At 46.5% G+C, this 25237-nt stretch carries 26 protein-coding genes and 1 other RNA gene; 15 read left to right on the top strand and 12 right to left on the bottom strand.

The genetic code is table 11. The features are described from left to right. Positions 1-8: 8 nt before the first annotated feature. A complete protein-coding gene (pepP, locus tag U1F02_RS09495; protein ID WP_409990144.1) occupies positions 9-1319 on the bottom strand; it encodes a Xaa-Pro aminopeptidase in 1311 nt (436 codons plus the stop codon). 213 nt (positions 1320-1532) lie between these two features. Beyond that, positions 1533-2135 carry a UPF0149 family protein gene (locus tag U1F02_RS09490; protein ID WP_409990143.1) on the bottom strand — a complete coding sequence of 201 codons (603 nt, stop codon included), beginning with the start codon at positions 2133-2135 and terminating at the stop codon, positions 1533-1535. 228 nt (positions 2136-2363) lie between these two features. Between U1F02_RS09490 and U1F02_RS09485 the strand changes: the two genes are divergently transcribed. From U1F02_RS09485 to U1F02_RS09465, 5 genes are all read left to right on the top strand, one after another. Beyond that, positions 2364-2570 carry a TIGR02449 family protein gene (locus U1F02_RS09485; RefSeq protein ID WP_189420179.1) on the top strand — a complete coding sequence of 69 codons (207 nt, stop codon included), beginning with the start codon at positions 2364-2366 and terminating at the stop codon, positions 2568-2570. A gap of 16 nt (positions 2571-2586) precedes the next feature. Continuing rightward, complete coding sequence (locus tag U1F02_RS09480) at positions 2587-2886, top strand: cell division protein ZapA (RefSeq protein ID WP_409990142.1); 300 nt, start codon at positions 2587-2589, stop codon at positions 2884-2886. Positions 2887-2937: 51 nt separating this feature from the next. Then, entirely contained in the window at positions 2938-3306 is a 369-nt protein-coding gene (locus tag U1F02_RS09475; RefSeq protein ID WP_409990141.1) for a VOC family protein, read from the top strand. A gap of 183 nt (positions 3307-3489) precedes the next feature. Beyond that, positions 3490-3667, top strand: a non-coding RNA gene (gene ssrS, locus U1F02_RS09470) — 6S RNA. Between the two features lie 234 nt (positions 3668-3901). Then, positions 3902-4495, top strand: a complete 594-nt coding sequence (locus U1F02_RS09465; protein ID WP_409990140.1) for a 5-formyltetrahydrofolate cyclo-ligase — start codon at positions 3902-3904, stop codon at positions 4493-4495. Positions 4496-4847: 352 nt separating this feature from the next. Here U1F02_RS09465 and U1F02_RS09460 read toward each other — a convergent pair whose 3' ends face one another. Beyond that, a complete protein-coding gene (locus tag U1F02_RS09460) occupies positions 4848-5699 on the bottom strand; it encodes an alpha/beta fold hydrolase (protein ID WP_409990139.1) in 852 nt (283 codons plus the stop codon). A 111-nt stretch (positions 5700-5810) separates the two neighbouring features. Further along, positions 5811-7325, bottom strand: a complete 1515-nt coding sequence (ilvA, locus tag U1F02_RS09455; RefSeq protein WP_409990138.1) for a threonine ammonia-lyase, biosynthetic — start codon at positions 7323-7325, stop codon at positions 5811-5813. Between the two features lie 124 nt (positions 7326-7449). On the opposite strand from ilvA, the gene rpiA reads away from it, so the two are divergent. The 3 genes from rpiA (at position 7450) to U1F02_RS09440 (ending at position 10860) form a co-directional block, all read left to right on the top strand. Next, entirely contained in the window at positions 7450-8121 is a 672-nt protein-coding gene (gene rpiA, locus U1F02_RS09450) for a ribose-5-phosphate isomerase RpiA (protein WP_409990137.1), read from the top strand. A 166-nt stretch (positions 8122-8287) separates the two neighbouring features. Then, positions 8288-9913 (top strand): methyl-accepting chemotaxis protein, encoded by a 1626-nt coding sequence (locus tag U1F02_RS09445; protein ID WP_409990136.1) that lies wholly within the window; start codon positions 8288-8290, stop codon positions 9911-9913. Between the two features lie 329 nt (positions 9914-10242). Then, positions 10243-10860, top strand: a complete 618-nt coding sequence (locus tag U1F02_RS09440; protein ID WP_409990135.1) for a hypothetical protein — start codon at positions 10243-10245, stop codon at positions 10858-10860. Between the two features lie 54 nt (positions 10861-10914). Here U1F02_RS09440 and U1F02_RS09435 read toward each other — a convergent pair whose 3' ends face one another. Then, positions 10915-11862: a choice-of-anchor A family protein gene (locus U1F02_RS09435; protein ID WP_409990134.1), complete on the bottom strand. Its 948-nt coding sequence runs from the start codon at positions 11860-11862 to the stop codon at positions 10915-10917. Between the two features lie 185 nt (positions 11863-12047). On the opposite strand from U1F02_RS09435, the gene tsaA reads away from it, so the two are divergent. From tsaA to U1F02_RS09405, 6 genes are all read left to right on the top strand, one after another. Then, positions 12048-12749: a tRNA (N6-threonylcarbamoyladenosine(37)-N6)-methyltransferase TrmO gene (tsaA, locus tag U1F02_RS09430; RefSeq protein ID WP_409990133.1), complete on the top strand. Its 702-nt coding sequence runs from the start codon at positions 12048-12050 to the stop codon at positions 12747-12749. Positions 12750-12808: 59 nt separating this feature from the next. Next, positions 12809-13258, top strand: coding sequence for a MarR family winged helix-turn-helix transcriptional regulator (locus U1F02_RS09425; protein WP_409990132.1), 450 nt, complete (start codon positions 12809-12811; stop codon positions 13256-13258). 46 nt (positions 13259-13304) lie between these two features. Continuing rightward, positions 13305-13508, top strand: a complete 204-nt coding sequence (locus U1F02_RS09420) for a tautomerase family protein (RefSeq protein WP_409990131.1) — start codon at positions 13305-13307, stop codon at positions 13506-13508. Between the two features lie 11 nt (positions 13509-13519). Then, positions 13520-14188, top strand: a complete 669-nt coding sequence (locus U1F02_RS09415; protein WP_409990130.1) for a hypothetical protein — start codon at positions 13520-13522, stop codon at positions 14186-14188. 287 nt (positions 14189-14475) lie between these two features. Next, entirely contained in the window at positions 14476-15570 is a 1095-nt protein-coding gene (locus U1F02_RS09410; protein WP_409990129.1) for a glycoside hydrolase family 5 protein, read from the top strand. Between the two features lie 124 nt (positions 15571-15694). Next, positions 15695-17266: an alpha/beta hydrolase gene (locus tag U1F02_RS09405; protein ID WP_409990128.1), complete on the top strand. Its 1572-nt coding sequence runs from the start codon at positions 15695-15697 to the stop codon at positions 17264-17266. A gap of 46 nt (positions 17267-17312) precedes the next feature. Here U1F02_RS09405 and U1F02_RS09400 read toward each other — a convergent pair whose 3' ends face one another. The 4 genes from U1F02_RS09400 to U1F02_RS09385 all read right to left on the bottom strand — a co-directional run bounded on the left by U1F02_RS09400 (position 17313) and on the right by U1F02_RS09385 (position 20584). Continuing rightward, on the bottom strand, positions 17313-18512 hold the full coding sequence (locus U1F02_RS09400; protein ID WP_409990127.1) for an acyltransferase family protein: 1200 nt from the start codon (positions 18510-18512) through the stop codon (positions 17313-17315). Between the two features lie 66 nt (positions 18513-18578). After that, the gene (locus U1F02_RS09395) at positions 18579-19253 is read right to left on the bottom strand and encodes an ABC-2 transporter permease (protein ID WP_409990126.1); all 675 of its coding nucleotides are present in this window, start codon (positions 19251-19253) and stop codon (positions 18579-18581) included. 25 nt (positions 19254-19278) lie between these two features. Then, positions 19279-20172, bottom strand: coding sequence for an ABC transporter ATP-binding protein (locus U1F02_RS09390; protein ID WP_409990125.1), 894 nt, complete (start codon positions 20170-20172; stop codon positions 19279-19281). A gap of 19 nt (positions 20173-20191) precedes the next feature. Further along, on the bottom strand, positions 20192-20584 hold the full coding sequence (locus U1F02_RS09385; RefSeq protein ID WP_409990124.1) for a GntR family transcriptional regulator: 393 nt from the start codon (positions 20582-20584) through the stop codon (positions 20192-20194). A 327-nt stretch (positions 20585-20911) separates the two neighbouring features. Between U1F02_RS09385 and serA the strand changes: the two genes are divergently transcribed. Then, positions 20912-22141 (top strand): phosphoglycerate dehydrogenase, encoded by a 1230-nt coding sequence (serA, locus tag U1F02_RS09380; RefSeq protein ID WP_409990123.1) that lies wholly within the window; start codon positions 20912-20914, stop codon positions 22139-22141. 57 nt (positions 22142-22198) lie between these two features. Here serA and U1F02_RS09375 read toward each other — a convergent pair whose 3' ends face one another. The 3 genes from U1F02_RS09375 to U1F02_RS09365 form a co-directional block, all read right to left on the bottom strand. Next, positions 22199-22747 (bottom strand): DUF3237 domain-containing protein, encoded by a 549-nt coding sequence (locus U1F02_RS09375; RefSeq protein ID WP_409990122.1) that lies wholly within the window; start codon positions 22745-22747, stop codon positions 22199-22201. Positions 22748-22753: 6 nt separating this feature from the next. Then, entirely contained in the window at positions 22754-24442 is a 1689-nt protein-coding gene (locus U1F02_RS09370) for a tannase/feruloyl esterase family alpha/beta hydrolase (protein ID WP_409990121.1), read from the bottom strand. A 128-nt stretch (positions 24443-24570) separates the two neighbouring features. Then, a complete protein-coding gene (locus tag U1F02_RS09365) occupies positions 24571-25236 on the bottom strand; it encodes a DedA family protein (protein ID WP_409990120.1) in 666 nt (221 codons plus the stop codon). Position 25237 lies beyond the last annotated feature (1 nt).

The following is a 25237-nucleotide window of genomic DNA, read 5'->3' as shown; positions in this document are numbered from 1 at the left end:
ACGCGGTTTTACGCCATCAATGCTTCAATATCAGCAATTGTTTTGGGTACATCTTTCGTCAAAACTTCATTGCCGTCTTTGGTGATGACGACATCGTCTTCGATGCGAATACCAATACCGCGCCATTTTTTCGCAACGCGTTCGTTATCGGGCGCGACGTAAATGCCAGGTTCTACGGTCATCACCATGCCCGGTTCGAGCACACGCCATTCGCCGCCAACTTTGTAGTCGCCAACGTCGTGTACATCCATGCCCAACCAGTGACCGGCGCGGTGCATATAAAATTCTTTGTAGGCTTCGGTTTTTATCAGTTCGTCTACATCACCTTCCAACAAACCAATCTTCACTAAACCTTCGGTAATAACACGTACCGTCGTTTCGTGTGGGTCGTTCCAATGATTACCCGGTTTGGCAACAGCAATGGCTTCAAGTTGGGCTTGCAAACAAATTTCGTAAAGCGCTTTTTGTTCGGGCGAAAATTTTCCGCTCACGGGGAAAGTTCGGGTGATATCTGCAGCGTAGCTTTCCAACTCACAACCGGCATCAATCAAAACCAAATCGCCACTTTTTAATTGTGCAGAATTTTCAATGTAGTGAAGTATGCAGCCATTTTTTCCACCGCCGACGATGGTGTTGTAGGCAGCAAAACGCGCACCTGCCATTTGGAATTCGTGCATGATTTCAGCTTCGAGTTGATATTCCATTACGCCGGGTTTGCAAAATTTCATAGCGCGAACGTGAGCGCGCGCAGAGATTTCGCCGGCTTCTTTCATCACACGCAATTCGGCGGCACTTTTGTATAAACGCAATTCGTTGAGGAAATGACTGAGGTCTAAAAATTCGCCCGGTGGTGTTGCGCCTGAGCGAACTTTTGCGCGAATGGTATTCACCCAATCCATCACTTGTTTATCGAATTCGCTGTCCTTGCCCATGGCGTAGTAGACGCGCTCGCGGCCTTCGATCAAGCCCGGCAAAATATCGTCGATGTCGTCGATGGGAAATGAATCGTCTGCATCGTATTCGTTAATCGCGCCTTCAGGACCCGCGCGGTAGCCATCCCAAATTTCACGTTCACGGTTACGCTCGCGCACAAATAAAACGTATTCGCCGTGTTCGCGGCCAGGAATCAACACAAGTACTGCCTGCGGTTCAGCAAAACCAGAGAGATAAAACAAATCACTGTCTTGGCGATAGTGATGTTCCGTATCGCGGCTGCGTGTGCGCTCCGGCGCGGCGGGCACAATAGCGATACTGTTGGGTTCCATCATCGTCATGAGCGCTTTACGACGACGAGTGAATTCTTGTTTGCTGATTCTCATAGCGGTTCTCTAATTTCTCTTGTCTAGATCATCAAACGTTCCCGCTAGTAAAAATTAATCAGGGAATCGTCATCCTCGCGCAGCGGGGATCAAGCTTTTGTTCTGTATCGATAATTTTAAGAGCTGGATCCCCGCTACGCGAGGATGACGACTCCCTATTTTTCGACGATGTAACTCAAAATTGATTTAACGGAATGCTACAACAATTTTGTTCTAGTGAATCTGGTTAGAAATAGGCGCTGCAATTGCATCGCTGGATGCTTTATTAGTTTGCGCTCCGTATTCCAAAAATAAGGAAGCTGCAATTTGGCGAACGTATTCGCTTACTTCCATATAGTCGGCTTCATCGGAGTCATCGCCATCTTCCACGGCGATTTGCGAAATTGCGGCGAGGTCGCGCAAGCCATCTTCAGCTTCTTCGGTTAATTCGCGCTTGGTATTCCCCGCTGAACCGAATCCAGTTAAAAATCCGTAGCACCATTGGCCGAGCGTTGCCGTGCGTTGGCTGAGATCGGTATCGTCATCCGGCAACATAAGCTTTAAACCAAAACCATCGCGCAATTGCTGCAAACTCGTGTGGTACAAATTGGTCAGCGCTTCACGCACGCGTTCATCGGGCGCTTGAGTGAAATCCAAAAATTCTACGGCGTCTAACAACCAACGGACTTCGCTCAGCTCCGCACCCCCGCTTAATTTTCCGCACAATAATCCATGCAGTTCCGAGGGGCTGGTAATAGCGCCCAATGGAGCGATCAGGTTGCAGAAGTCGTCGAAGTTTAAGAAGGTAATTTCGGGGGAGAGCGATTGTTCAGTCATGAGAGGAAAAGCCGTTCAATAAGTAGAAGAAGAATGCTACCACGATGCCCTTTGCTTTTCTCGCGCCGCAATTCACCCACCTGAAGCCTGTGACGCCGAATTTTCGATCAGTCCTCGAAATTACTTTAAAACCCATCCCTAAGGCACTAGGGCGATTGACCCTCGCCAAGTCCCGCAATATAGTGACTGACCTACGTACATTTGCCTTGATATTGGTCACCAAACATCATGTCTGACGAACTCTTACTCTCCTTGGAAACCAAGCTCGACCGCTTGATTCTGCTCACCAGCCGGTTACAGCAGGAAAATGCTGAGCTGAAAGCGCGCGAAAGCGCATGGCAGCAAGAGCGCGTGCGCTTGATTGAAAAGAACGAGCTGGCGCGTAGTCGCGTAGAAGCCATGATTACCCATCTCAAAAGTCTAGATACCGAATAATTACCGAGAAATCGCCGTGGCTAACGAAACCGTTTTTGTAAAAATCCTCGATAAAGAATACCAAGTGGCCTGCCCGCGCGAAGAGCGTCAGGCGCTGATTGAATCTGCCCAGCTACTGGACGAACGCATGAAAGCCATTCGCGGTTCCGGCGCAGTAATAGGTTTGGAGCGCATTGCCGTTATGGCAGCGCTCAACCTGAGCCATGAATTACTTCAAGCCAAATCGGCAAATCCCGCAGCTGCTGGATCAGCAACCGACAAAGCCGACTTGCAGCGCTTAAGCGATAAAATTGAACGCGCCCTCTCGGGCAACTAAATCACCTAAAACGCCTGCAAACGCAGGCGTTTTTGTTTCTGGGAGGGATATATGCCGGTATCGGATATAGGGCAAATCGCCATTACCGTTAGCGATGTGGAAAAAGCTTTGGGATTTTACCGCGACATCCTCGGCTTGGAGTTTCTATTTAGTGCCGGCCCGAACCTCGCATTCCTCGCCGCCGGCTCTGTGCGCATTATGCTCAGCACGCCACAAGGTGCCGGAGCTGTTGGAGCAAACTCAACACTTTATTTCAAAAACGAAAATGTAGAAAAGAGCTTTGCGGATTTTGTCGCCCGCGGTGCCACACCTGAGCGTGCACCTCAGCTCGCAGCCAAGATGCCCGATCACGAACTCTGGATTGGCTTTTTGCGCGACTTCGATGGAAATCTCGTTGGATTGATGGAAGAAAAGCGCTAATTATTTTTTGAATCACTTTTTAACCCAAGCGATCAGGCTTTCCGCAATGTGATTTTTATCGCGCCAATTAGCGCGTTTTTGTTTCCTGTCCAGCCGTTTATAAGACTAATTTTTTCTAAATGGTTATATGACCCAAGCTTAATATCATTTGCGAGCAGCGGGGGACTCTGGGTTATACTGGCCTCCGCCCTGGAATGTTTGCAAACCGACAAGTCCTTGAGCCGATTTCCACAAAACTGGTGGTGTCTCGTTGTGTTTGGTGTGCATGTCCGCCTGACGGAAAGCCTTAAGAACCACAGGTGCTACCTCCTTGAACCTATGGGTTCAAGGCCAGCTTGGTAGCGGCATTTTCGGGGTTCTTTCATTTAATTAAAAAGTCATCCATGACTTTTTAATTTGTCGAGCAACAAAAACTGGCGCAAACGCGTGGGTTTGCTTGTTTTTTCGCTCTCGCATTTGCTCGCGCAAATGGTGATGCGTCCTTGCATCACGCGCCTTCGAATAAAATCATCCAATTTCCCAAACGCTCATTTCAGGGTTACTCACTCGCTCAGCTGAATTAGAATGTTCCCCAATTCAATCAGCGTGACTTCCTATGACCAACCCAGATTACCGCCAAACCTTACGCAAAGAATTACGTGCGCGCCGAAATGCGTTGAATACAACTCAACAAGAAGCGGCATCGGCTTGGGCGTTGCGGCATTTGATGAAGCTTCCGCAATTCTTGCGGGCACAGCACGTCGCGCTTTATATGGCGGCGGACGGCGAACTGAATCCGCAACCTATAGCCCATCAACTATGGAAAATGGGCAAGCAAACTTACCTGCCAGTCTTGCACCCAACCCGCGAAGGCGAGCTGTGGTTCCTAGAGTACACGCCAGAAACTCCTCTAAAACCCAATCGCTTTGGTATTCCCGAGCCAGATCACCGCCAAGAGCGAAAACTACCCGCCAAATTGCTTGATGTGGTGCTTTTACCGCTGGTGGGATTCGACCGCAAAGGTGGCCGGTTGGGCATGGGTGGCGGCTTTTACGATCGCACCTTCGCCTTTCACAAAGGAAAGAAAACCAAGCCCTATTTGTTAGGACTCGCCCACGCGTGTCAGGAAATGGAGAGCTTGGAAATGGCCGATTGGGATATTCCGCTATTTGGGGTTGTGAGCGATAAAGAGCTGATTAAAGTCAAATGAAGTGAGATGTTGCCAACTCCTTGGCAACGGAGAAATCAAGGCGCCTTAGCAACTACAACATGCTCACTCTTACTGCTAAAAAAGGTTTTAGCCTCTGAGGCAAGCGTGATGCAAACGCACAAACAAAACACCACTACAACGGATGAAATAATATCGAGCTTCATGGGTTCACCTTGGGATTACACTGTTGACGCATCGTTATTGTTAGAAGAGCCAGACTGGCTCCAACGTCAGCCGCACACAGGGGTGTGAGCGGGAGGGCAAGCATAACTCAGCTGTACAAAAAAGATACAGTCGGTCTATGAATTTGAAGGATAAAACGCCAAATTGCATCAATTTTGTGCATTGATGCTCACTTCGCAGAACTTTGATCCGCCTTAAGGAAGCTTTCGACTGCAGAATTCCATTGCTGCGGCGTCTTGAAGGTGCCGTAATGACCAACGTTAGGCAGCATCACCAATTTTGCCCTGGGAATAGCGCGCGCAATTTCAGCGGCGTGATCGGGGCGAATCAGTTCTTCTTGCTGGCCGTCCATTACTAAGGTAGGAGCTGAAATGGAACCCAACTCCTGCGCAGTGAATTTGGGTTCTGCCAGCCACATCACGCGAATTTTTTCGGCCATGACAGGAAGATGCTCTGGCGTTTTTGAAAGCGCTAAATAATCGCTACCGTTATCACGCTGCATTTTTTCTGGCTTAACGGTTTGTAAATAGTTTAGGAAATGCTGCTGCAATCCATTCGGGTTGATGTTGGCTCCGTAAGCAACCAATTTTTTCACGCGGCTTGGATGGTGAATCGCCATATCGATTCCAATATTTCCACCGTCACTCCAACCCACGATATAGGCGGACTGAATTTTCAAAGCATCCATCAGGCGAATCGTATCTTCCGCCATGAGGTGATACGTCAGCGGAACATTTGCATCACTCGTGCGACCTTGCCCGCGACTCTCTGGCGTAATCACGCGATAGTTTTTTGAAAAAAATGCAACTTGGTCAACCCAGGAATTTGCACTGCCCATTCCGCCATGCAAGAAAATTATCGGCTCGCCTTTACCCTGTTGTTCGACGTACATGGTGATGTCGCCGAGGTTTATGTATTCGCCTTTTGCGGAAGATGCGTTTGAGAGGAAGGCGTGGGTGCAGAAGAAAGTTATGAGTAGAATGCTGAGGGAGGCGATGATTTGGTTGAGTTTAATTTTCATAGATTTGATTAGTATGTTGATTGAGTTTTTGTTTCGCCAGCAGGCGAAATAAATCTAATTTTTATACACAATAAAAAGGCGCAACTCTCGTTGCGCCTTTTCGTCACTCATCTACCCCAAAAAAAACTTATATGCCTCATTTTTGGTTTCATCCCAATAGGGATAATTCAAATCATTTAAAAAGACTTTTAATTCCGCGTAATCTTTTTTAGGCACTTGCATTCCCACCAACACGCGCGCGGCCGCGGAGCCGTGGTTGCGGTAGTGGAACAAAGAAATATTCCAGCGGCCTGCCACTTTATTGAGGAACGTCATTAACGCACCGGGGCGCTCTGGGAATTCGAAGCGGTATAACACTTCGTCCGTGATTTGTGGTGCGTGGCCGCCGACCAAATGACGAATGTGCAATTTGGCGAGTTCGTTGTCGGTCATATCGACAAGCTCGTAACCTTGGCCTTTTAATTCCGCAATTAATTCCTCGCGCGCTTTGCCGCCGGGAGCTACTTGAATACCTACAAAAATTTTGGCGTCTTTGGTGTCAGCGTAGCGGTAATTAAATTCCGTGATGTTGCGTTTGCCCAAGGCTTTGCAAAAATCTTTGTAAGCACCGGGGCGCTCTGGAATAGTTACCGCCAAAATGGCTTCGCGTTGTTCACCGCTTTCGGTGCGCTCGCTGATGTAACGCAAGCGATCAAAATTAATATTTGCGCCGCAGTCAATTGCCACCAGTGTTTGACCGGTGATGCCATATTTCTCCACGTATTTTTTCAAACCAGCGATGCCGGTTGCGCCTGCAGGTTCGGCAATAGAACGCGTGTCTTCAAAAATATCTTTAATGCCTGCGCAAATTTCATCGGTGGTGACGGTGATGCATTCATCCACAACCTTGCGTAACACGCGGAAGGTTTCTTCGCCGATTTGCGCCACCGCAATACCGTCCGCAAAAATACCCACTTGCGGAAGCACAACACGTTTTTTCTTTTCCATAGCCGCGAACAAGCACGCAGACTCGTCAGATTCCACGGCGATAATTTTGGTTTCCGGGCGAACATATTTTATGTAAGCGCCTATGCCTGCAGCTAAGCCGCCACCGCCAACGGCGATAAAGATCGCGTCGATTTTGCCGGGGTACTGGCGCAAAATTTCCATGCCGATGGTGCCTTGGCCGGCGATCACGTCCGGGTCATCGAACGGGTGAATATAGGTAAGGCCTTTTTCTTCCATCAGCTTTTTGGCGTGCGCAGAGGCTTCGTCGTAACTATCGCCATGCAACACGACTTTTGCGCCGCGCGCTTTTACCGCATCCACCTTAATCGCCGGTGTAGTACGCGGCATTACGATGGTGGCTTTAATACCGAGGTGCTGCGAGCCGAGCGCAACACCTTGCGCGTGGTTACCCGCGGAGGCGCAAATTACGCCGCGGTTGCGCTCTTCTTCGCTGAGTTGTTGCAGCTTGTTGTAAGCGCCGCGCAATTTGAACGAGAACACGGGTTGCAGGTCTTCACGTTTAAGCAAGACTTTGTTGCCGGTACGTGCGGATAGCAGGCGCGCTTCGTCAAGCGGCGTTTCTACCGCGAGATCGTAGATGCGGGCGTTGAGGATGCGTTTTATGTAAGATTCAGGCATAGGATTTCAAAAGATTCATGGCGTTAAAGTGACCCGCATAGTAAACAATTTGCGGGCTTTACTCAAAACGCGCGTTGAGGGCGATTTTCCGTATAATGCGCGCATTCAAAGAGAGGACTCGGTCATGACCCAAGACGAACTAAAACAAGCTGTCGCGCGCGCAGCGGTTGATTACATCACCCCCAAATTATTTAACGATTCCATTATTGGCGTGGGTACTGGCTCTACGGCGAATTTTTTTATTGATTACCTCGGCACCATCAAAACCAAATTTGCGGGTGCCGTCGCCAGTTCCGATGCTTCTGCCGAGCGCTTAAAAAAGCTGGGCATTGAGGTTTTGGATTGCAACTCCGTAAGCGAGTTGGTGGTTTACGTGGATGGCGCGGACGAGAGCAACGCGCAACTGCATTTGATTAAAGGCGGTGGCGCAGCCCTTACCCGCGAGAAAATTGTGCGCGCTATTTCCAAAGAGTTTGTGTGTATTGCCGACGGCAGCAAATGGGTGGATGTCTTGGGTAAATTCCCGCTGCCGGTAGAAGTTATTCCTATGGCCCGCTCATACGTTGCGCGCGAGCTCGTGAAATTAGGCGGTGCCCCCGTCTATCGCGAAGGCGTGGTGACGGATAACGGCAATGTGATTCTGGATGTACACAATTTGCAAATCACTGACCCAGTGGGTTTAGAGAACACCATTAACCAAATTACCGGCGTGGTTACCAATGGTTTGTTTGCCGCAAAACCAGCTGATGTTTTACTACTTGGTACTAGCGAAGGCGTTAAAACCATTACGGCTTGATGTGCCTTTGAATTAAAGCAGATTCCATTTTCCGAATCTGCTTTATGACAGTTTTGTTACAAAATCTCTGCTACACAATCTTTCATCCTAAGTTTCATGCTTACAAGCTGAAATTTGACCAATCCTGACTATACTCGAAGTCTGCATTTTAATTTTAGGTATAGCTATGAAGGATTTATTTTCCAGTGTGCAATCGCGTCTAACCATATTGGTGGGCGGAGGTGTGGGTCTGCTTTTGCTGGTCGCAAGCATTGCAGTATTTCAGTTGAAATCACACATCAACGAATACCATAACCTCATCTCTAATAACATTGAATTCGAACGCGACATCAACCTGCTGAACCTCACCTACAAAATTCAGGTTCAGGAATGGAAAAATGTGCTTCTGCGCGGCAAAGACCCCGAGAAATTACAAAAGTATTGGGATCAATTTTCATCGCTCCAAAAAGAAATACAGACTAAGGGCGAAAATCTTCTTAGCAAGCTGCCCGCTGACGACAGCAAAAAGCTCTTACAGGAATTTTTGCGCGAGCACGCGGCTGCTTACCCTAAGTACGAAGCTGGCCTGAGTGCATTCAAAGCGGCAGATTTTGATCCGAGCGCGGGCGACAAAGCCGTCACCGGGATTGATCGCGGACCCAGCAAAATATTAAGCGACTGTGCCAGTTTTATTCATGAGAAAGGAACGGCAACTAACACTGAACTCGAGTCGAGCAGTGCACATGTGGTGTTTTGGTCACAACTCCTTGTGATTGTCTTTGGTATTGGGATTATTGCGCTTGTACTTATTACCTTGAAAGCCAGCGTTGTGAAACCATTAGCAGCCGTAATTAATCATTTGGAATTACTCGGCCAAGGACATTTTAAGACTCGCTTACGCTTGAACCAGCAAGGCGAATTGGGTGACCTCAATCGCAATATTGACCGCATGCAGGATGCGCTTACCGCAGTCATTAATGCGGTTCAGTCATCTTCACGCACTTTAAATACGTCCTCACAGAGAATTACCGACGTAGCCCATGCGATTTCTGTCGATACAGAGCACAGCCATAAATCGACAGACCAAGTCGCGGCCGCCATCAACGAGATGACCTCCACCGTTCAAGAGGTTGCTAATAACGCCTCAAGTGCGGCAGGTGCGGCGCAAGAGGCCGACGAACACGCGCGCAAAAGCGTTCAAATGATGGACAACACCATTGCCGCTATTCAGCAACTGAATCAAGAGGTGGATAACGTAAGCACCGCCATGACTCAGCTTGAAGCAGAGACAGGTCGTATTGGAGGAGTGCTGGATGTTATTAAGAACGTGGCTGAACAAACTAACTTGTTAGCACTTAACGCAGCGATTGAAGCGGCGCGCGCCGGCGAACAGGGGCGCGGCTTTGCGGTAGTAGCCGATGAGGTACGCGCGCTTGCTAAACGTACCCAAGAATCCACTGCTGAAATTCAACTTATTATCGAAGCAGTACAACAGGGTGCAAGCAAGGCGATGAACGCCATGAAAGTCAGCCAAACGAAAACCCAAAATACCCGCGACATGGCTGCCCAAGCAGGCCAGACCATTCACGCGATTACCGAGGCAGTAGCGCGTATTCATTTGATGAACACCCAAATCGCGACAGCCGCAGAAGAACAAAGTTATGCGGCTGAAGAGATCAATAAAAATGTGGTTCGCGTTGTAGGACTGGTTGAAAGTGCCGCTAACAATGCTCAAAAATCAAACCATGTTGCTACAGAACTGACAGATGTTGCTCGGGAGCTAGAGCGCCAAATCAGTCACTTCAGCCACTAATCCCGCTGACCCCATCCTTGCATAAGTAGGGATGGTGTTTAACCAAAACGCTCCAGATCTCAGCCAACCAGTTAGCGGCTCATTTCGTTGGGGATTCGCCTATGTAACCCACAAAATCCTCCGATTAAACAACTCTCGCATGTGTTCTGTAGCGCACCGATCCCCCACAGGGCGAGTGCCACGCTAGTGAACCTTTCGAGGTTGGCCCCCTCATCTTCTCTGATTTTCTGTGTGCGAGGTAGCCAGCATGGCTAAGCGTTCTGCGGAGCGCTGGTTTTGGCCACGAGAGTAGGCTTGCGAATCTCAACATTCAATTCGAGGATGAAATAATGAAACGTGTCTCAAGTAAGGTAGCTGTTGCGTTTTTTACCATGATTGCGCTCTTTTCTGGCGTGAGCCATGCCACGGTCATTACGGACGACCTCAGTGTTTTGGGGTACCAAACCACCCCGGGACAAATTAGCTGGAATTTCTGGGCACCTAGCGGTACTGCCAATCTCTCCTTTGAGTTGGCGGGGTATCGCAGTCTGGACGGCTATGACAACAAGTACACCGACATCTTCCACCTTTGGTTAAACGGTACCGAAATTTTTACGGGATCGTTCAATATGGGAGGTGGCGGAAAAAACACGGTATTGTTCAACCCCAACGGCGGTACTGCTACCACCACGACCTACGGGGCTACCGACAATATCCACGACTCACGGCAAGTGACCTGGATGGGTGGATTAACCCAAATTTGGCTACCTCTGAATTTACTGGCGGGGGCAAATGAACTGATATTTTCTTACACGGGCTGGGGGCAGCCGGTAAATGATGAATATTGGGGCGTAAATGCGATAAGTGTAACCACTCCTACCCAAGTCACCGAAACCAGCAGCCTATTACTCTTGGCAACTGGGCTAGTCGGCTTGTTTACGCTTCGCCGAAAAGGTTTTTCGGGTTAAAAATCATTAACGAGTGCGCATAAAAAACCCGGCTAGCGCCGGGTTTTTTGTGACTTACTGGCGACGCAAACGTCCAACCAGTAGCAATCCCATGCCTAACAAACTTAACAACAAGGTTGAAGGCTCGGACACCTTAACAGGTGGTTTTGGTGGAGTTGGCGGGGTGTAATTCCAGTGGTAATCGTGGATTTCACCGTTACCCACGTAAGACTTGGCCGCAATAGCACCATTCAGGTTTGAATTGGTGTTAATAGTGGCGTTCAAAGCCAAAATCGAACCGTACCATGAATCACCAAAGTTCAGCGCTGTAGCATCCGCGAAGTTCCACAACACGTTATTCGCTTTGTTTTGAAAGCCATTAACATGCGCGTTACCAGCGTTAAACACATTCCCGCTTACATTAATCAATACATTCAGCGCAGAACCAAAATCCACTGACCAGTTCAGGTTAGCAAGATCGGAACCTGCGATGTTGAATACCGCTAAATTAGTGGCGGCACCCGTGTATTTGAAAGTTTTGTTATTGCTATCGCCAGTAATTGCGAAATTAGCGGAGGTTGCGAGGCTTTTGAAGTAATTGGATTCACTGGTCAGCTCTGCCACAAGCGCATTTTTTTCCGCAGTCAAGGAACCATTAGTGACCTTTTTCAAGCAACCACTTTGGCCCATACCTGTACCGTTACAGATATTCGTGGGGCCAGAGAATGTTCCCTGATAAGCAACATAACCAGCCTCTACATGCATAGCATTGTTACTGGTGAAATTGCCAACCACCTTAACTGTGTCTGCCGTTGAGCTTTTATCAATGTGCTGAGCGAAAACTGAACCATTGACCACATTGCCGCCAATGAAAGCTTTGCCTTCAACATGGCCGCTGCCACCGGAAACATTAAAGTCGCCAGTAAGAATCAAGTTGTAATCATTTAACGGGGTTGCATTAGTGCTAACTGACGCTGCTACCAAACTCAGTGCAGCGATTCTTTTAATCGTTTTAAAATACATATTAAGACCTTTCATGGATGAAAATGTACCTGGCGCCTCAATGCAGGTTTTATGCCGGATTTTACGGAGCCAGAACCCAAAAGGACTTCACAGAAAAAATGATAATTACGTCACAATATGCTGTAAATAAAATCGACACCACTGGCTGCATACTAAAACCAGCTAAGTTCATTACAGGGTTGCCCATGAATTTTAACTTCCCCTCCATAGGGATTATTCACTCCTGTTTCAAAGAGAAATTTGGTATTCCCCGACAACCCGGGCTGGCACCTCTCGCCACCGCCCAACTGGAATTATTGCCTCCTTACAATGACCCCGACGCACTGGAAGGTTTGGAATCTTGCAGTCATCTGTGGATTCAATTTGTGTTTCACGCCAACAAGCGTGAAGAATGGAAACCCAAGGTAAAACCGCCTCGTCTGGGCGGTAACAAAAGCCTTGGGGTGTTCGCGACTCGATCGCCAACACGTCCATCGCCCATAGGCTTATCAGTGGTGAAGCTTGAGGGAATTGAAGAACGCGACGGAAAACTCCTGATTAACCTTAGCGGAGTCGATTTGCTGGACGGCACGCCGGTGTTGGATGTCAAACCCTATGTACCTTATGTCGATCTAGTTCCCAACGCCATCAATAAGTTTGCAAATACAGCACCTACTTGGGTTGAGGTTATATTCACACCCGAATGCCTTCTCTTCTGCCAAAGCTACGGCAAACAACTGGAAGAGCTTATCCGCCAAATCTTGCAACAAGACCCGCGCCCGCAATACCAACAGCCAGAGCCAGACCGAATTTACGGCATGAAGTTATTGGATTTGGATGTGCAATGGCGATATATGATTATTGACGACCAAGTGTGCATTTCGGTGGTAAATATCTGCAACGTCTAAAATCCCACTCTTCAGCGATTTATCTAAAACAATTGACCACAGGGGGCAAATAAAATAATATGTTGTACATACAACATATTATTGATGGTTCTCACATGTTTGATCGCTGCCTCTATTTCAACACCAATGTACTTGCAAGAAAGGTGGATAAACTTTGGGCGCAAGCCTATGGCGAACTTGGGCTTGCGCCTGCGCATGCCTATTTGTTGCGGCTCGTTTTGGAAAAGCCTGGTCTCGTACAAAAAGAAATTGCTCAGGAACTCTCTTTAGAAAAATCAACCATCACCCGCTTCATCGATAAGATGGTTGAAGAAAATTATCTCTACAGAACCACTACGGCAGAAAGCTTAAGAGAGCAAGCCATTTATCCCACTGAAAAAGCGGTAGCCTTAAAAAGCAAACTGAATGACATTGGCAACCAGCTTTATAAAAAAATGCAAGCTTTGTTAGATGAAGATGAGTTGAAGTTAATGGTGAGTAAAATTAAAACCGCAGGGCAAAAGCTGTAGTTTTTTTACTTTTATTGTTGTATATACAACCTTATGGGAGAAAAGAATGCCATACGTCAATATAAAAATAACCGATGAACAGGTAACGCCTGAGCAGAAACGAGCGCTTATTGCAGGTGCAACCCAACTCTTGCAGAGCGTTTTAAACAAAAACCCCGCAACAACCTTTGTAATTATCGATGAAGTCAATACAGATAACTGGGGTGTTGCTGGCGAACAAGTGACACTTAGACGTTTACGCCAACAATAAGGAGAATGATTATGTCAGCTAATTTTTATGTAATATCTGCGATTGCGTTGGACATATTTATGATTGTGTATACCCTTTGGGTTTTATCACTCAATCAACAAGGAAAAATGCCTTGGAGTATCGGACTTGGCCTCTTACTGTGGTTGGTGGTTTTGCATCTCGGTCTCTCTAACCAGCTATTATTTTCTCCACAGATTTCAGGTGTTGCGTTTCTTTTCGTTATATTTGCGGGTGTTGGCTTGGTAGGAGCGCTATTATTTTCAATTAAACCTATCCGCACCCGCTTGCTTGAACTAACGCAGGAACAACTCTTATTGTTTCAGGGCATTCGTGTTTTTTTTGGCGCAGGGTTTTTAATGCAAGCTGCGCAGGGTCACATACCACTTGTGTTTGGTGTTATTGATGGTTGGACGCATATTACGGCAGGATTTTTAGGATTAGCAGCGGCGTTTACAGTCTCTAAAAATTTATATGGAAACTCGCGCGTTCTGTTCGCCAATCTTTTTGGCTTAGCCGATATTTTAATTGTGGCTTCCTCTATTGCACTTATTCTGCTTCCAGAGTTAACTCCGCATCACACCATGATGTACGCCGTCTTTTTACCGGCACCGCTCTGGTTATGGTTCCATTTAATATCCCTATGGAAACTAAACACCCAAGCTCGATTAGTTGCTGCCTAATCACGGGTCTACAATAACTACGCCGATGCAAATAAAAATGTAAATCTGCATTGGCTTACCGGCAGCCTTAACATAAACCTAGAAACTAGCTTCGGTATCCCTGCCTGGTAATTCCTAGTCTGCTCCGCTTTAAGCGGCGACAAAAAAAGCAACTATTAAGGGTGGGGTGCACTAATAATCCGAGTCATTTATGTAAATTAGCGTTAAGCCTTGCTCAACCGAATTGGAGTTTATCTATCCTTAAGAGGTCTTTATCGAAGGTAGCCCAATCACAAGAGAGCAATAATATGAAAGCACTCCAACACATAATCTCCGCGGCATTGCTGCTGTGCTTTGCACAGGCCAGCTTCGCCGCCGATGAGCACGCCGAAGCTTGGCAAAACTCCCAAGGTTGGTGGAACGCCACCGACATTCCCGCATTTGATAGCAGCAAAATCACGACCCAGTTGCCGCTGGTAAAAGTACAAGGCAATAAGTTTGTTGATGACAAAGGCAAGGTAGTGATTTTCCGCGGTGTGAATATTGCGGACCCTGACAAGCTGGAAAAGCAGGGGCATTTCAATCGCAAACTGTTTGAAACGATAAAAAGCTGGGGCGCTAATGTGGTTCGCGTTCCTGTTCACCCATCGGCTTGGCAGAAGCGCGGCAAGAAAGGTTATTTACCGCTGCTCGATCAGAGCATTCAATGGGCCAACGAGTTGGGTATGTATGTGATTGTCGATTGGCATTCCATCGGCAATTTGAAATCTGAAATGTACCAAACGCCAAGCTACTACACGACCAAACCAGAAACCTTTGATTTCTTCCGCACGGTTGCGGCGCGTTATAAATTTGTTAACGCCGTAGCCATGTACGAAATTTTTAACGAGCCGACGGTGTACGGTGGTCAGTTAGGTGTTTTGAGTTGGGCCGATTGGAAAGCCATTAACGAAGAAGCCATCACCATTATTCAAGCGCTCAACCCCAATGCGATTTCATTGGTTGCCGGTTTTAACTGGGCATACGATTTAACACCGGTTGCTACCGCGCCTATCGAAAAAGAAAACGTGGCTTACGTGAGCCACCCTTACCCCATGAAAGTGAAAGCGCCCTTTGAAAAAAATTGGGAACGCGATTGGGGTTATGTGGCGGATAAATATCCGGTCATCACCACCGAAATTGGTTACCAATTAGCGACCGATCGAGGCGCTCATATTCCTGTGATTGACGATGGCAGCTATGGCCCACGCATTACCGACTACATGGCGAGCAAAGGCATTAGTTGGACGGCTTGGTGCTTTGATCCTGATTGGTCACCGCAGCTGATTAGCGACTGGAATTTTACGCCGACTATGTCTGGCAAACATTTCCGTGACGTGATGCTGAAGGAAAACAAGCGTTAAGGTGAACGGCAAATAAATGAAATCCCGCTCCGGCGGGATTTTTTTCATGGGCTGAATCTATTTTTTTGAAAGGTGCATCTAATCAAGAGTTATACAGACTCAACCACTCACTTAAGGAGCTAATGTGAACAAATTCATCAATAGATATTACCTTGGATTACTAACAAGTGTTTTTGCAGTTTTTTTAGCGGGCTGCGCTAGCAATACGGGCGAGAGCAACCCTGGAGAGGTAAACCAAAAACCTGCCGCTACCACAAGTTCAGTCACAGCACCCGCCAACTTACAAGGTACTGCGCTTGCATTTGACATCAACAAAACTGAACTGATTAGCGGACCAGAACAAGGTTTACAGCAAGACGGAACCTTAAAAAATTATTTTTTTGCCAAACATGTATTTAGCGATGGTCGGGATTACAACGGTTCTTCTTGGGGCTCCGAATACCAATACACCACCCGTGGCAACCAAGCTGAGATTATGCAGCTCATCAAAATTCCAACCAAAGACGCCACCATAGAAGTTACAGTAAAAACACAGCTCACTTATTTAACGACAACTACCGGCACCTTTGAAATCGATGTAACTCAAACCCACAGTCTTGCCGGTACGGTTCATTTTAAACACGGCGGAAATTTTCACCCCATCGACAACAATTTGGAGATGATGGCAAAGGGACTAAATCACTCCAACATGGATTTTGTTTTCCAAAACATTAGCGCGAACGAAAATAAAATCGATATAAAACCAGGTGCAAAAATTACCATGGTGTTTAGCGATCCGCATGTGGCTAAGTTCACGCTCAATGGCAAGGAATACCAATCTACCGATTATCAACTCATTCCAGTCGATACATTTAACAAACGCATTCAAGGTACTTTTACAGACGGTGCGCCCTTCGATATTAAATTACATTTCAATGAATTTTATACTGGCCAATTTGAAGTGAACGTGGGGAATAATAGTTTTACAGCCAACGGCACTTTTACGAGCTCGCGCTGGATACCCGTCGCCGACTACAAAATTGAAGGTACTTTTACGGATGGTTTGAAGTATGCATCCAAGTACACCAAAATTGAGTATCCCTACTCTGTTTATTTACCGCCGAATTACAAAAACTCCGGGAAGAAATATCCGGTACTTTATTTAACCGATGGTCAATGGGTAAAAGAATTTCACAAAGCGGTAGAAGCTCACCATAAAGAATTTATTGTTGTGGCTATAGAGCAGGGTCAAGAAGATCGCCGCGCTACGGATTACCAGTTGCCGGGTGCCAAAAACTATATTCGCTTTTTGAAAGAGGAAATTATTCCGCATATTGAAAAACAATATCGCACCAACAATAACCGCCTCTTTTGGGGTGCATCGCTGGGTGGAACCTTGGGCGAGATTTTGTTAAGCCAAGAAACAAGTGCAACACCTTATTTCCGCACTTACGGTTTGAGCGATGGCGCTTTTTGGGCAAACTCGCCAGAAATACAACAAAAAGTAAAAGCGAGTTTGGCGCAACAAAAAGCGGAGAAAATTTCTATTTTCACGTCTGGTACGCGCCAAGGAAACTATATGCCCAACCTAAATTTTGTGAAGCGTTTGCAAGCGCTCAATAATAGCTCTTTAGATATACGCAATATCGAGCTCAAAGAAACGCATAACGAAATGGCTACACCTACTTTTGAACATTACATTGATTCCATGCAGTAAAGCTTCGTCACCCTGTGTAACCCTGGGGCTCTGGTGAGCCCCTTTTTTATTTCACATCATTCTTCTTTCTTTTTCCATTGAGCATCCATCCTATCGGCGTCCAACGAACGAGCAGGAAATAGCTGGCGAGTCCGATAATCAAGGTTAATCCCAAAGCAATGCCTAACTTGGCGAAGAGATTCCAACTTTTATCCATAAGTTGATATTGAATAGCGAACAACAAGGGCACGTGAATAATATAAATCCAGTAAGAACTGTCTGACGAGATTCGCATAAAAGGGTTGTGGGTATTCAAGTAGGTTTTACCCAATACCAAACACACCAAGGTCATGGCAATTGCAATAAAAGATTCGCACGCAGTAATGATTATTTTTTTCCACATCTCTACAGGTGCAGGCACCACGGATACTTCTTTTGGAATCAGCCAATAAAATAATGCGTACAAGGCAATACTGAGTACCAACATGAGCATCCAATGCGGTTGGAATTTATCGATAAAATCAGGTTCGCTGTAAACCCAATAACCCACCATAAAAAACAAACCAAAAAATCTAAATGACCACAGTTGCGGCAAAAAGCTATCTGGCGCCGGAAAAGGTGCGCTTTGTGAAATTAACGCAGGAAAAACTAACAACGAAAGCGCAAGAATAAATATCCATGGGCTTAACTGCGAAAAGAAATTTCGAACACGCAAGCCATCAAACAAATAAAACACCCAGGTTAAGATATAGAAAAACACCAGATTATATAAAAACCATAAATGCATAGTGGTGGGTGGCGGTGGCGGAGAGCCGGGGTTGGCCATAGCATATGCCACCATGCTCAAGACTGCGGATTTATGCTCTACACTGCCAGCCGCATGCAACAAACTTGAAATAACTGCCCACATACAGAGCGGAAGAAAAATAACGAGCGGCAAAAGAATTCGCAAGGCTCGGTTTTTCAGTAGGCCACCAATGCCCCGTTTATTAACTATCAATGCTGCAAAGAAGCCAGCAATCAAAAAGAAAAGCGGCATGCGAAATACATGCGGAAACCACGCGAGCATATCTACGATAGATGATCGCTCAGCATTTGCCGATGGCCATATATTTTGTAGCATGATGCTATGAGCCAAACTCGCGTGGAATACCACGCCTGCCATCATGGCTAGCGCACGTAGGTTATCCATAAAATATAAGCGCTTACCTAGAGCTGATATATCTTGTTGTGCAACTTGCGGGCGAGCGTCATCCGTGGAGTTCACAAGACCACCTTATAATAAAAATGTAGGAAGGTGACGTTTAATTTTTAGCTTAAACGTCCGTGAAGATCAGTAGAACGATTTCTTTCGCGCGTGACAGTAAAAGGAAGCGAATAAGACGGCAAAAATACCCACTATAGCCAACAATAATATTTTTATCGGCAGCCCGGTCCATACAATATCCGGCGTATTAATATGAGTGTAGATTTCAGGAGTACGAACTAAAAAATAGAGTTCCGGATTTAACAAGCAGTTAAGTCCAATCATAACGGCAAGTACTGAACCCTCGTTTTCCCATGCCATGCCTGCACTCCATGTAATACAGTGATTCAGTAACACTAGCACCGAGACAATTACAGCAAATGGAATTAGGCCATCAGGTAAGGCAGTTAACCAAACGACTAGCACGACAGACAATGTAATGAGAATCCAGGGGATTAAATAGGTCGTCATGGTTGAAAGTAACTTGGCCATGGCATAATCAGCAGGGGATACGGGGAGACTCATCACAAACGACATAGTTTGTTCTTTTCGCTCACTAATTAGCGTAGTGCTAATTTGGTGATTCCCTAAACCCACAACCATACTGATAAACAAAACAGCACCCATATAAAATTGCCATTCGCCTAAGCTAATGATGCTCAAACTTAAAATAATTCCAGCAACATAAACAGCAATGAGTTTTCTCATCAAGTAGAGATCTTTGTAAACCAGTTTCTTGATCACAGGGAAATTAAATGTCATGGACGGCTCCACTCTATTGGCATGACTAATTGCGAGATTCATAAGCTTGTATCTCCCTAACGCTGGCAATAAATATTTGTTCAAGTGACATGCGATCCACCTGAGTTACGCTTAAGCCTTTAACCGCAAGTGAAGTCAAAATAGAATCATCATAATTTTTTACTTTGAGTTCATGTATAGAACCATTGCTCTTGATGCCAGCAACATTTTCAAGTTTGAAATCATCCGCCAGATTGCCTGTGCACATCACTCTGCGCCAACCTTCGATATAAGTTTCCTTGTCTTGCGACGCGAGCGTTTTGCCTTTGTGCAAAAAGGTAATTGAATCGGATAGCTGTTCTACGTCCTGGGTCGTGTGCGACGAGAACAGCACGCTGCGATTTTCGTCGCGCAGAATTTCCGCCAGTTCACTTAAAACTTCGTAACGTGCTACCGGATCTAAACCCGTGGTGGGCTCATCCAAAATGACCAGGCGCGGGCGGCGCGCTAGCAACAAAATCAAACAGGCTTTAACGCGCTGACCGTGCGAATAACCCAACACTTTTTGATCTGGGTTGATGTCGAATTTTTTAATCAAGTGTTCTGCGTACACCTGATCCCATGAGGGAAAAATCGATTGGATAAACTGCATATGCCAACGCAAATTTTGTGTGCGGTACAAGCGCATATCTTCTGCGGTGTAACCAATATCTTTTTTCGCCAGTACTTGGTGTTGTGGCAGGCGATAACCCAACACATCCACGGTGCCTGAATCCGGTTTTATCAAACCCAAGAGCAAACGCAATGCAGTGGACTTACCGGCACCATTCACACCCACTAACCCCATGATTTGCCCGGTGGGCAAGCTAAGGTTGAAGTTATCCAGATAAAACTCCGGGTAGCGCTTGCAAACCTGATTAAATTCGATGGCGTTTTGCATGATTACCTCAATGCTATAGCTAATTTCGAGTGGGGCTTTGGTCGTCCAACGCCGCCCTCACCAAATCCAAAATGTCGGTTGGCGGAATGCCCTGCTCAAGCAAACTGGCAACAAAGCTATTAGCCAGTTTGCGGATTTCGTCCTGCTCCAAGCGACGCCCAAGTTCCGGTGCATCCGCCACAAAGGAACCACGGCCGGCCTGCGTCACTATCACGCCCTCGGCTTCCAACTCGGCGTAGGCGCGTTTGACCGTAATCACACTCACTTTGGTCAAAGCGCTCAGTTCCCGAATCGAAGGCAAGGCTTGACCCGCAGGCCAATCGCCAGCCCGAACCTTTTGTTTAATTTGCTCCATGATTTGCAAGTACATGGGGCGACTATCGTTTTGCGAGAGAAACAACTCGTCAGTCACGCACACCTCAATCTGTATATATACGATATGCACAGTATATACAGATATATACAGTTGGCAAGTGTGTATATGGGGAAATTTTGTTTGAGTTGATAAACCCCCTCCCAACCTCCCCCTTGGAAAGGGGGAGGAGCCAAGTCCCCTCCTCTTTTCAAGGGGAGGGTTAGGGTGGGGTTCACCGTCTTGAGCAGGGTTAAAGGCCGTCGTCGTCGCACACCTTTGTGGTATGATGCCGCCCAAATTTTTTTCATCTCTTCATTTTTTTACTTTCCCATTCCAGCGTGCCGGTTATCCCCAGCCCTGCGAATCATTACTTCCGAGGTTGCCATGAGCAGAACGTCCTTAGACAAAAGCAAGATCAAGTTTTTATTACTGGAAGGCGTGCACCAATCCGCCGTGCAAGTCCTGAACGATCAGGGTTACACCAACATTGAATACCTCAAAACTGCTTTGGACGAAGACGCGCTCATTGAAAAAATTCAGGATGCCCATTTCGTAGGTCTACGCTCACGCACGCAACTCACTCGTCGCGTATTTGAAAACGCACCCAAATTAGTTGCTGCTGGTTGCTTCTGCATTGGTACCAACCAAGTGGATTTGAAAGCGGCGCAAGAACACGGCGTTGCCGTTTTCAACGCGCCCTACTCCAACACACGTTCAGTTGCTGAGTTGGTCATTGCGGAAGCGATTTTGTTGTTGCGCAATGTTCCGCAAAAAAATGCGATTTGCCATCGCGGCGGCTGGGATAAATCGGCGGTAGGTTCTTACGAAATTCGCGGCAAAACTTTAGGTTTGATTGGTTATGGCTCTATCGGCAGCCAAACCTCTGTACTCGCTGAATCCTTGGGTATGAACGTTCGGTTTTACGACACCATTACCAAATTGCCATTAGGCAACGCTCACCAAATTCGCGAGCTGGACGAGCTACTGGCGACCTCAGACATCATCAGCTTGCACGTTCCTGAAACCGCTTCAACGCAAAATATGATTGGCGCACGCGAAATTGGTTTGATGAAAAAGGGCGCGATCTTGATTAACGCATCACGCGGTACGGTGGTGGATATTGATGCGCTCGCGGCGGCGATTAAATCAGGCAACTTGTCAGGCGCAGCCATTGACGTATTCCCCGAAGAACCAAAAGCGAACGACGACGAATTCGTATCGCCATTGCGTGGTTTAGACAATGTGATTTTGACTCCGCACATTGGCGGTTCAACCATGGAAGCCCAAGCGAACATTGGCATTGAAGTGGCAGAAAAGCTGATCAAGTACTCCGACAACGGCACCACCATCAGCTCAGTAAACTTCCCCGAAGTTGCTTTGCCCGGCCACCCAGACGCACACCGCTTGCTGCACGTGCACGCCAACGTTCCGGGTATTCTGTCGAAGATCAACAACATCTTCTCCGACCGCCACATCAACATTGCATCGCAATACCTGCAAACCAACGACAAAGTTGGCTACGTGGTAGTGGACATCAACTCACCTTACGATGAAGTTGCTTTAGAACAATTGAAGAACATTGAAGGCACCATTCGCTGCCGCGTGTTGTTTTAATTTTTTATTACTTCTTAAACAAAAAAGCCGCTGTAATATTTACAGCGGCTTTTTTGTTTATAACAACTGATGCACACCAATAATCACATAAGGTTTTTCGCCTTCTTTAAGTTGAGGAACCTCAAGCGTTCCTAAAAAGATGGCGTGATTAAGATAAGCATAGCGGCTATCACTCGGTGCCTCCAATTCCAACACCGAACGCATATAAGGCGCGCCCTTTTTATACGTTGAGAGCGAATAGAGCGCGCGATTAATCACTTGAATCAAAACACCGTCGTTGGTTTTCAACATATAACGCGCGGTAAACTCCGTATCGCCATCTGCACGCGTCACCTGAAAATCGGCGCCGCCTTGCAATACAGTTCCCTCAATATCCGCGCCTTTAAATGTACCGCCTGTAATGGGGATCATTCTGCGTGTGCCGTATTTCGTTTTACCTAACTCAACGCCTTCGCCAATCAATACCTTGGCATCCCAAATATGTTTGGTCTTAAAAATTTGCTCCGTATTAGAAACAGCATTTTTTGTATCCACCGATTTGGTATCTGCAGCCCACGCACAGTTAGCAGCGGCAGCCATCATCAAACATACAATTATTTTCTTCATTCGAAATTACTCAGTTACGCATGCAAAACTTGCTGCAGATTCGATATCGCCAGATTTATAAGTTGCAACGCTCGGCCACGGACACAAAGGTCTTGAGCGGGTTTTGCTCCAAGTGGCGGGAAGCGATTTATTCTCGGGATTTACCTTCGCCAAAATGCTATTCGGCGCTTGGCCTTTTTCAACCCAGTTCACCAATGCGCCAAGTCCATCGAACTGATCCGTCGCTGGTCCACCATTACAATGATTCATGCCCGGTACCACAAACAATCGTGAAAAGTCTTGCGCCTTGCCACCATAATTTTTATTTAATCGTTCATACCAATCCACAATATCGACGGTTGAAAATACCGGGTCGCTTTGGCCTTGGTAAATAATCAGCTTGCCTTTGTGTTTATAAAAAGTCTTTAAATAAGGGTTTTCTACATCGGGAGGCGTCATAAATTCCATCGCCGATTTTTTGAATTCGCCTTGGGTTGCGTAAATTTTTGATGCATCGCGATCAAAATCAAATGCGCTTAAAAACTGCAACAATTTATCCGGCGAACCTTCAACTTCGGTTGCGGGTGTTGTGAACACATAGGCAAGCGACCCCGCACCCATTACCGCAATTAAGGGATTGTTATTCCACGGTGGAATTGGGCTTTCAAATTTCCAAAAGCGCCAACCTTCATCTGCAATGCCGGTGTCGTACCACCAGTGATTGTAAAGTTGTTTGCCTTTATTATTGTGAGGGCCGCTCATTAAGCGCGCGAAGGATTTGGTTTGTAATTCGCTCAAGCAGCTCGCATTCTTTTCACCGGTGCAACGCAAACTATTTATATCAAACGCTTTTTGACATTGACGAATGTTGTTCACCAAGCCGTCATTCGCACCATCGAGCCCATCACAGGCTTCTATGATTTTGTCAGCCATCAGCTTCATGTCAGCACGGCTAAACGCGTTATGCAGTTTAGGGTCAACTTGTTGCGTGCTTTGCACATCCCACGCATGTTGCACTGCCGCTTTCGGCAAATTAAAACCGGGAGCGCCCACTAAGATGCCATCAAATTGATCGCCATAGCGACTTGCCGCAACCATACCGTGACGACCACCGTTAGAACATCCTGAGATGTATGAGTATTCGGCTTCTTTGGTGTAAAACGTTTTAATAATTTCATGGGCTATAGGCGTCATGGTCGCTGTGGTTTTGTAACCATAGTCTTCGCGCGCCTGCGGATCTAAACCAAAACGATTACCCGCCGCTAAACCATATTGTTGATTTTCTGCTGCGCTGCCATCGTGACCGGCATTGGTGCTCAAGACTGCAAAACCCCGTGCTCGAGCTGAGCGACCTTCATAAACATCACCTTCAGCAGGAACTACCGCGCCGTCATTGCCGCCATTCATTTGGTAAACAAAACGCCCGTTCCAGTTCAGAGGCAAGCGCATTTCAAACCCTATGGCGTAATGTTTTCCGTCAATACCTATACGCGAATTAACATTACCCGTAATTTGGCAAAAGGCTTCAGCTTCATTGAGCTTGGCACTTTGAAGATCAAGCTTCATAGTTGCCGGAAATTTGTGTTGCAGCAAATCTGTACAAGCAGAATCCGCAACTGGACTTGCCTGCGAAGTGGAAACGGCAAGCAGAGCTCCCGCAAAAATCGCTTTTCGCCTAATGAGATGCTTTAAACAAGGAAATGAAAAATGATGCACGTGGTTGACTCCTTTTTAATTTTATTAGGTTTGAATTTGAAATAATCTGAGTAAAAAATGCTGATTACAATTGTTCTTACCCAAAACAAAAACCGCTGCATTGGGCAGCGGTTTGTATGAATCATAAACTATTTGTTAGATAATGCTTTGCTTTCTTTATGTGCCTTCCAAGCTTCATAAAAAATCGGCAATACTGACACAACTAAAATACCGAAAATCAATAAAGTGAAGTTTTTACGTACGCTAGGAATATTGCCAAAGTGATAACCGGCGTATAGGAAAATTCCCACCCATAAAAGCGCGCCCACAATATTGTAGGCGATAAATTTGGGATACTTCATTCCACTCATACCCGCGACAAAAGGTGCAAAGGTACGAATGATAGGAATAAAGCGCGTCATAATAATGGCAACGCCACCGTGCTTATCGTAAAAATTACGTGCACGATTTAAATAGTCTTGACGAAATATTTTTGAATCTGGGTTACGGAATAATCGCTCGCCAAAAAAGCGCCCTATAGTGTAGTTAACAATGTTACCAAGCACAGCAGCGGCTATGACTATGCCAGCCATGATGTTGACATCAAGCCCACTGTTTGCACTTATAGCAACCAGCGCTCCGGTGGCAAACAACAATGAATCACCCGGCAAGAATGGTGTTACCACCAAGCCCGTTTCACAAAAAATAATCAAAAATAAAATCCCATATATCCATAAACCGTATTGCGCAAAGAGCTCTGAGAGATGCACATCTATATGCAATATAAAATCGATAATTAAATGAATAAATTCCACA

It is taken from the genome of Cellvibrio sp. (genome assembly GCF_046347455.1).
Classification (GTDB): Bacteria; Pseudomonadota; Gammaproteobacteria; order Pseudomonadales; family Cellvibrionaceae; genus Cellvibrio.
The sequence above is the reverse complement of the archived record's forward strand: the minus strand, read 5'-3'. Positions and strand labels throughout refer to the sequence as shown.

What these genes read in the sequence shown, in the direction of transcription:
- pepP (WP_409990144.1), bottom strand. Translation starts at nt 1,319, where the DNA reads ATGAGAATCAGCAAACAAGAATTCACTCGTCGTCGTAAAGCGCTCATG.
- U1F02_RS09490 (WP_409990143.1), bottom strand. Translation starts at nt 2,135, where the DNA reads ATGACTGAACAATCGCTCTCCCCCGAAATTACCTTCTTAAACTTCGAC.
- U1F02_RS09485 (WP_189420179.1), top strand. Translation starts at nt 2,364, where the DNA reads ATGTCTGACGAACTCTTACTCTCCTTGGAAACCAAGCTCGACCGCTTG.
- U1F02_RS09475 (WP_409990141.1), top strand. Translation starts at nt 2,938, where the DNA reads ATGCCGGTATCGGATATAGGGCAAATCGCCATTACCGTTAGCGATGTG.
- U1F02_RS09465 (WP_409990140.1), top strand. Translation starts at nt 3,902, where the DNA reads ATGACCAACCCAGATTACCGCCAAACCTTACGCAAAGAATTACGTGCG.
- U1F02_RS09460 (WP_409990139.1), bottom strand. Translation starts at nt 5,699, where the DNA reads ATGAAAATTAAACTCAACCAAATCATCGCCTCCCTCAGCATTCTACTC.
- ilvA (WP_409990138.1), bottom strand. Translation starts at nt 7,325, where the DNA reads ATGCCTGAATCTTACATAAAACGCATCCTCAACGCCCGCATCTACGAT.
- rpiA (WP_409990137.1), top strand. Translation starts at nt 7,450, where the DNA reads ATGACCCAAGACGAACTAAAACAAGCTGTCGCGCGCGCAGCGGTTGAT.
- U1F02_RS09445 (WP_409990136.1), top strand. Translation starts at nt 8,288, where the DNA reads ATGAAGGATTTATTTTCCAGTGTGCAATCGCGTCTAACCATATTGGTG.
- U1F02_RS09440 (WP_409990135.1), top strand. Translation starts at nt 10,243, where the DNA reads ATGAAACGTGTCTCAAGTAAGGTAGCTGTTGCGTTTTTTACCATGATT.
- U1F02_RS09435 (WP_409990134.1), bottom strand. Translation starts at nt 11,862, where the DNA reads ATGTATTTTAAAACGATTAAAAGAATCGCTGCACTGAGTTTGGTAGCA.
- tsaA (WP_409990133.1), top strand. Translation starts at nt 12,048, where the DNA reads ATGAATTTTAACTTCCCCTCCATAGGGATTATTCACTCCTGTTTCAAA.
- U1F02_RS09425 (WP_409990132.1), top strand. Translation starts at nt 12,809, where the DNA reads ATGTTGTACATACAACATATTATTGATGGTTCTCACATGTTTGATCGC.
- U1F02_RS09420 (WP_409990131.1), top strand. Translation starts at nt 13,305, where the DNA reads ATGCCATACGTCAATATAAAAATAACCGATGAACAGGTAACGCCTGAG.
- U1F02_RS09415 (WP_409990130.1), top strand. Translation starts at nt 13,520, where the DNA reads ATGTCAGCTAATTTTTATGTAATATCTGCGATTGCGTTGGACATATTT.
- U1F02_RS09410 (WP_409990129.1), top strand. Translation starts at nt 14,476, where the DNA reads ATGAAAGCACTCCAACACATAATCTCCGCGGCATTGCTGCTGTGCTTT.
- U1F02_RS09395 (WP_409990126.1), bottom strand. Translation starts at nt 19,253, where the DNA reads ATGACATTTAATTTCCCTGTGATCAAGAAACTGGTTTACAAAGATCTC.
- U1F02_RS09390 (WP_409990125.1), bottom strand. Translation starts at nt 20,172, where the DNA reads ATGCAAAACGCCATCGAATTTAATCAGGTTTGCAAGCGCTACCCGGAG.
- serA (WP_409990123.1), top strand. Translation starts at nt 20,912, where the DNA reads ATGAGCAGAACGTCCTTAGACAAAAGCAAGATCAAGTTTTTATTACTG.
- U1F02_RS09375 (WP_409990122.1), bottom strand. Translation starts at nt 22,747, where the DNA reads ATGAAGAAAATAATTGTATGTTTGATGATGGCTGCCGCTGCTAACTGT.